Origin of the sequence: Neisseria sp. HMSC074B07, assembly GCF_001810355.1 — a bacterium.
Lineage (GTDB): Bacteria > Pseudomonadota > Gammaproteobacteria > Burkholderiales > Neisseriaceae > Neisseria.
In genome coordinates this window covers 115,645-122,329 of sequence record NZ_KV800908.1, presented here as the reverse complement: position 1 = coordinate 122,329, position 6,685 = coordinate 115,645, and the positions used below count along the sequence as shown (strand labels likewise).

General features: G+C 50.3%; 5 protein-coding genes. All 5 read left to right on the top strand.

From position 1 onward, the window contains the following. Positions 1-145 precede the first annotated feature (145 nt). Positions 146-898 carry a formylglycine-generating enzyme family protein gene (locus HMPREF2726_RS02875; RefSeq protein ID WP_070602109.1) on the top strand — a complete coding sequence of 251 codons (753 nt, stop codon included), beginning with the start codon at positions 146-148 and terminating at the stop codon, positions 896-898. A 434-nt stretch (positions 899-1,332) separates the two neighbouring features. Further along, positions 1,333-2,664, top strand: coding sequence for a YadA-like family protein (locus tag HMPREF2726_RS02870; protein ID WP_070602108.1), 1,332 nt, complete (start codon positions 1,333-1,335; stop codon positions 2,662-2,664). A 137-nt stretch (positions 2,665-2,801) separates the two neighbouring features. Then, positions 2,802-3,941, top strand: coding sequence for an NADH-dependent flavin oxidoreductase (locus HMPREF2726_RS02865; RefSeq protein ID WP_070602107.1), 1,140 nt, complete (start codon positions 2,802-2,804; stop codon positions 3,939-3,941). A 586-nt stretch (positions 3,942-4,527) separates the two neighbouring features. After that, on the top strand, positions 4,528-5,706 hold the full coding sequence (locus tag HMPREF2726_RS02860) for a glycosyltransferase (RefSeq protein ID WP_070602106.1): 1,179 nt from the start codon (positions 4,528-4,530) through the stop codon (positions 5,704-5,706). Between the two features lie 184 nt (positions 5,707-5,890). Further along, positions 5,891-6,610, top strand: a complete 720-nt coding sequence (locus tag HMPREF2726_RS02855; RefSeq protein ID WP_070602105.1) for a hypothetical protein — start codon at positions 5,891-5,893, stop codon at positions 6,608-6,610. Positions 6,611-6,685 lie beyond the last annotated feature (75 nt).

The following is a 6,685-nucleotide window of genomic DNA, read 5'->3' as shown; positions in this document are numbered from 1 at the left end:
ACGCCGTACTGGTTTAAAGTTAATCCACTATATGCACGAACCGACAAGCCCAAAGCACAATAATCAGACGGCTTTTAAGGATTTTTATCCGGTTTCGCTATATAATCAGAGCCTAATACTCCGTATTCAGATGAGAAAGCCCGTTATGAAACTCATACCACTCCTCGCCTTCTTTACCCTTGTCGCAAGCGGCAGTGCAGCGGCGGCCGAAATGGCAAAAGTTGAAGGCGGCAGCTACCGCCCGCTCTATCTGAAGAAAGAAACAAACCTCATTAAAGTCAAACCCTTCCAAATCGACAAATATCCCGTTACCAATGCCGAATTTGCAGAGTTTGTCAAAAAACACCCGCAGTGGCAAAAAGGTAAAGTCAGTTCCAAACAGGCCGAACCTGCCTACCTGAAACACTGGGTTAAAACCGGCAGCAACAGCTACGCGCCCAAACCCAACGAACTGAAACATCCGGTAACCAACGTATCTTGGTTTGCCGCTAACGCCTACTGCACTTCGCAAGGCAAACGCCTGCCGACCATAGACCAGTGGGAATTTGCCGGACTCGCCTCCGCCACTCAGAAAAACGGTTCTGCCGAACCCGGCTACAACCGCACCATTCTTGACTGGTATGCAGACGGCGGCAGAAACGGCTTGCACGATATCGGCAAAAGCAAACCCAACTACTGGGGCATTTATGATATGCACGGTCTGATTTGGGAATGGACGGAAGACTTCAACAGCAGCCTGCTGTCGTCAGGCAATGCCGATACGCAAATGTTTTGCAGCGGCGCATCCGTAGGTTCTAGCGATCCATCAAATTACGCCGCCTTCCTGCGCTACGGCATACGCACCAGCCTGCAGTCCAAATACGTCCTGCACAACCTGGGTTTCCGGTGCGCGAAATAATCGGTTTCATCACCAAAGCAGCTTTGGCGGTACTGAAAGGTATCGCCTTTTTTTGTCCATACAAAAGGTCGTCTGAAAACATTCCGTTTGGTCGGAACCGTGTTTTTCAGACGACCTTTTTGGATGATTGGGTTACTATAGTGGCTTAACTAAATCAGGACAAGGCGACGAAGCCGCAGACAGTACAGATAGTACGGCAAGGCGAGGCAACGCCGTACTGGTTTAAATTTAATCCACTATATTAAGCTGAATGGTTGCGTACGTTCTATAAACCTTGCTTATCATTTTCTTCAGATGATTCAAATCAAATATTAATTACATATAATTAATAATATTGTAATAATACTATACAATATAACTAATCCTAAATGACTAAATATGGTCATAAGGGTTTGGTTGATATTTTTAAAAATTCAAAAATGGAGAATGAAAAGATGAAACTAAACTTATCCGTCAAACCGCTGTGTTTGGTGTTGTCCCTTGTTTTTGCGAATGTTTGTGTTGCAGAAGGTATTGCGACAGGAGCGATGTACAAAAACGGTTCGGTCGCGTTGGGCAAAGACTCGAAGGCTGGGGAGAATGCGACCGCGTTGGGCGATAAAGCAGCTGCGGCGGGTTATAAGTCTGTTGCTGCCGGCTATGATTCAAACGCTTCAGGTTTGAGTGCGTCAGCGCTTGGTAGTGAGGCCAAGGCGGAAGCATTGCGGACGGTTGCCGTCGGTTTCAGGGCGAATGCAAAAGGAACCAACGATATTGCCGTCGGCGGCGCATCGAAGGCTTCCGGCGGACAGTCGGTGGCGGTCGGTTTGATGTCGCAGGCAACGGGTTTGCGTTCTATCGCGGTCGGTGAAAGCGCGAAGGCTGCCGATATTGATGCGGTTGCGTTTGGACGCGGCAGTGAAGCCAATGCGCTCAGTTCCACCGCTGTCGGGGATAGGGCAAAAGCCAACGGTACGCAGGCGGTCGCGCTGGCATCTGCTGCCGAGGCAAACGGTTATCAGGCGGTTGCAGTCGGTACGCGCGCGGTTGCCGAAGAAACCAACAGTGTGGCATTGGGCGTGGAATCCTCGTCCACCGCGCTCAACGGTCTTGCCGCAGGCACGCGCGCACGGGTACGGAAATCGGGTGGAACAGCTTTGGGCGCAGGTGCTGCCGCATTTGAGGAAAAATCTGCTGCTTTGGGCTACAAAGCGGAAGCGCGTCAGCAAAACTCCGTGGCACTCGGTACGGACAGCGTTGCCGATACTGCGGCAGGCGTTGCAGGCCATGACTTTGCCACCGGAGCGGCAAGTACGGAAACGGGTAAGGCATGGGTATCGACTTTAGGCGCGGTATCTGTCGGCAGCGAACAAAACAGCCGCCAGATTACTAATGTTGCTGCGGGTAAGGAGGATACGGACGCGGTCAACGTTGCCCAAGTGAAGAGCCTTGCCCGCCAAACCCAAAGCAGCCTTGCCGCAGCCGAGAGCAATCATCAGACCCAAATCACCGCTTTGCGCAACGAAGCCAAAGTCCGTATGGACAAACTTGAAGAGCGCTCCGATTCAGGCTCCGCCGCTGCAATCGCGGTCGGCAGCCTCGGACAGGCATATCAGCCGGGACAAGGCGCGGTTTCCGTCGCAAGCGGTATCTGGCGCGGTAAAAGCGGTTACGCCGTAGGTATTTCCAAAGTATCCGCCAGCGGCAAATGGCTGGTTAAAGGCTCGGCAGTCGGCGCGGCGAAAGGCGGTGCGGGCGGCGGCGCCAGCGTAACCTACCTCTGGTAATCGTTGTTAGGCGCATTGCCGAAAGGTCGTCTGAAAACATTCCGTTTCTCCAAAACCGTGTTTTCAGACGACCTCGTTCTTGATAATTCCCTATTTGTCCCAATTCTGTCGATGTTATTAATTTTCGACAGAACAAAATGAATCCCAAATACGCCCCGCTTTTCCAACCTTTCACACTAAACAACGGCGTAACCGTCAAAAACCGCCTTGCCGTTGCGCCCATGACCCATTTCGGTTCGCACGCCGACGGTTTAATCAGCGACCAAGAGCGCACGTTTCTCGGCAACCGCGCAGGTGATATGGGGCTCTTTATCTCCGCCGCCACTTTGGTTCAAGACGGCGGCAAGGCTTTTCGAGGACAGCCCGAAGCTACGGGCGAACACTGCCTCGACAGCCTGAAAGAAACCGCCCAAATCATTCAAAAACAAGGTGCGAAAGCGATTTTGCAAATCCATCACGGCGGCTCTAAAGCGATGGCGGAACTCAACCGCCGCGACAAAATCAGCGCGTCCGCCAGCGAAGAAGAAGGTGCGCGTGAAGCGAGTGCCGCAGAAGTGGAAGAACTCATCGCTTCCTTCGCCCAAGCTGCCGATTTGGCGATTCGCGCAGGCTTTGACGGCGTGGAAATCCACGGCGCGAACGGCTATTTAATCCAACAGTTTTACTCCGCCCAAAGCAACCGCCGCAGCGACCAATGGGGCGGCAGCTTGGAAAACAGAATGCGCTTTCCGCTCGCCGTCGTCGATGCCGTTGCCGCCGTCCGTGAAAAACACCGGCTCAACGACTTCATCATCGGCTACCGCTTCTCGCCTGAAGAAGCAGGCGAGGACGGGCTGACCATGACCGAAACCGGCGCACTGATTGACGCCTTAGTGCAAAAGCCGCTGCAATACCTGCACGTTTCCTTGTGGGAATTCGACAAGAAAATCCGACGCGGCGGCGATACGGCGCAAACCCGTATGCAGTTCATCCACGACCGCATCAACGGCAAGCTGCCCCTTATCGGCGTGGGCAACCTGTTTACCGCCGATGATATTCTGGCGGCGTTTGAAACCGGCTGGGCGGAATTTATCGCATTGGGCAAAACCGTCATGATCAATCCGCACATCGCCACACAAATCCGCGAAGGCCGCGAAGCCGAAATCGAAACGCAACTTGATACGACGCGCGCAGACCATTACGGCTTCCCCGACATCCTGTGGGAATTTTCCGCCAGTGGTACGCAATCTTGGCTGCCGCCGGTAAAAGGCACGGACTGGAAGCCGGTGGATGCCTGATTGACTGTAACGACAGCTTAAAATGGCAAAGATCATGTTTGCTGTTTGATGAGGTCGTCTGAAAAGGTTTCGACATACGCATAGCCTTTTCGCTATGACTGAGAGGTCGTCTGAAAAATCAAATACGAGATTTCAGACGACCTTTTTATTGTTTTGCTTCAAGGAAATGACGGTTGATGTCCCAATCGGCTTGTGGTGCGGATGAACATGTTTTATCGGGCGAGGGGGGGATTAAACAACATAGTCTTGCCGTTGTTTAGCCTATGGGTCGTCTGAAACGGGAAAAGGCAATGCGTGTGATGAGATGGTTTGGTGGATGTGGTTTTAAAAGTGTTGTTATATGTCATATATTATTTTAATTTAAATCAGGCGGTTGAAAAAAAGGAGAGGTTTTTTTAACTTGCGGTTTGGGTGCTTTGTCATATATATGTTTTAATTCATGCTTTGAGTTGTAATGCTGTTATTTATAATCACTTGAAAACCTGCGGTTGTTTGTAATATAACTAAATTATTGTTTTTTATATTTTTTGACTTTGTGGGCAATGATGCAGATTGTCTTTGGCAGGGTTGGCGTAAGGAGTAAAAAATGCATGTTGTCGTTCTTCCATCGTGGTATCCGAAATCTGAAACGGATGTGGACGGGATTTTCTTCCGTTTGCAAGCTCAGGCTTTGCAGCGCAAAGGTTTGAAAGTAGGGGTCATTGCACCTTTGTTCCGTTCGTTGCGGACGGAATGGAAAAGTGTTTTGACCGGACCTTATGGAATGCGGCATCACCGGCAGGGCGGTTTGAATACTTATGTTTACGACAGCATGTATTTTTTCCCGCATTGCCCCGTCGTCGATATCGACCGTATCCGTTGGGTAAGGGCGGGCATGAAGGCTTTTAAGCGGTATGTGGCGGAAAACGGCAAGCCTGATGTCCTCCATGCGCATACGATGAATTTCGGCGGCGTTTTGGCGCATGAAATTTCTAAGAAATACGGTATTCCTTATGTGATTACCGAACACAGCAGCGCGATTGCCCGCAACCTGGTCCGTCCGAACCAATGGCCCAGTATGAAAGAATCCGCCCGACATTGTCAGGTGCGTTTTGCGGTCAGCAAGGATTTTTGTGCATTGCTGCGCGAGAAATACGGTTTGGATTGGGAATATCTGCCGAATATTTTGGGCGATAACTTTGCGCGTCCGTTTGAGCCTTTCGATAAATCCCATCAGGATTTCACGTTTTGCTCCGTTTCCCACTTGCGCCATCTCAAAGGGCATGATTTATTGCTTCCCGCCTTTGCCAAGGCTTGGGAAAAGTATCCCTTCCTCAAACTTAAAATCGGCGGCAATGGCGCGGAGGCGGAAAATCTGCGCCGCTTGGTCGACGAATTGGACATCGGTCATGCCGTCACCTTTTTGGGCGCGTTGAAGACGGATGAGGTCTTGGACTTGATGCGCCATAGCAATGCTTTTGTACTCGCCAGCCGTGTGGAAACGTTCGGCGTGGTGTTTATCGAAGCGCTGTCACAAGGCTTGCCGGTCATTGCGACAATGTGCGGCGGACCTCAGTCGATAGTTAATGAAAATAATGGTTATCTGATTCCGACTGAAAACATAGAGGCATTGAGCGAGGCACTGATTCGGATGTATGAAGAACGCGAGAAATTTTCGGCGGAAAAATTGCGTGCGGACTGTTTGAACGAGTTTGGCGAAGATGCCGTGATTGGAAGGCTGATCCAAGCGTTTGAAAAAGTGACCGGCAAATCGGCGGAAGCGTGAATCAATCACGCTATGTGAGAGCAGAAGGCTTGCGACTAGGCTTAAAGTCTGGTGCAAGCCTTTATTGTTTGCGGATATGGGTTCTTTGTGATTAGAATTCCCCGTTTTGATGATAAATTCAAATTTTGGGCAGGCAAAACAAGATTTATGCCGCTTTAAATACGCAAATATTAAGGAAATCCCAATGAAAATCAAACTTTCAGCCTTCGTCTTGTCACTTGCCGTTTGTACGCATGCACATGCGCTGACTACGCGTCCGGTCGAGCATACTTGTCCGATAGGCGGCGAAAAATTCACATCGGTTATGGTAATGTCGGGCTTTTCGATCGATATGAAGACTGATTTGGAGCCGGTAGGCATGGTTATGGCGCCTGCCCCCATTCCGGTTTGTCCGAGCAATAAGTTTGTCATGTTTAAGGACGACTTTACGCAACAAGAATTGGATAAGTATGAAAAAGTCATCCGGAGCGAAGCTTATCTCAAGCAGGTGGCTGAAAAGGCCTCAGCGCAAAGGTTGGCGGGGGTGATGTTGGAGTTGGCAGGCGAAAATCAAAACGCAGAACAAATGATGTCGATATTTTTGCATGCCAGCTGGCTGGGCGGTCATCAGCAAGATCTGGAGAAAGTCCTGCATTACGCCGATTTAACTTTGAAAGATGACAGTCTGCCGGCTGAAAAACGTGTGAATACCAAGCTTGTGCGCGGAGAAATGTTGCGCAAATTGAGTCGGTTTGATGAGGCGAAAAAGCAGTTTGAAGAATTGACAAAAGAGCCGACGGTTAAAGCTTCCGAGTATTTGCAAAAACTGACGGAGCTGGAGTTGGAACTGACGGCGGAAAAAGACACCTATTCGCATCCGGTAAGGCAAACCTTGAGTTTGCGCGGCAAAATAAAAGACGAATAACCGCCGTCTTAAGATTGGGGCGCGTTGCTTTGCGTTGAATGTATAGTGGATTAACCTTAAACCAGTACGGCGTTG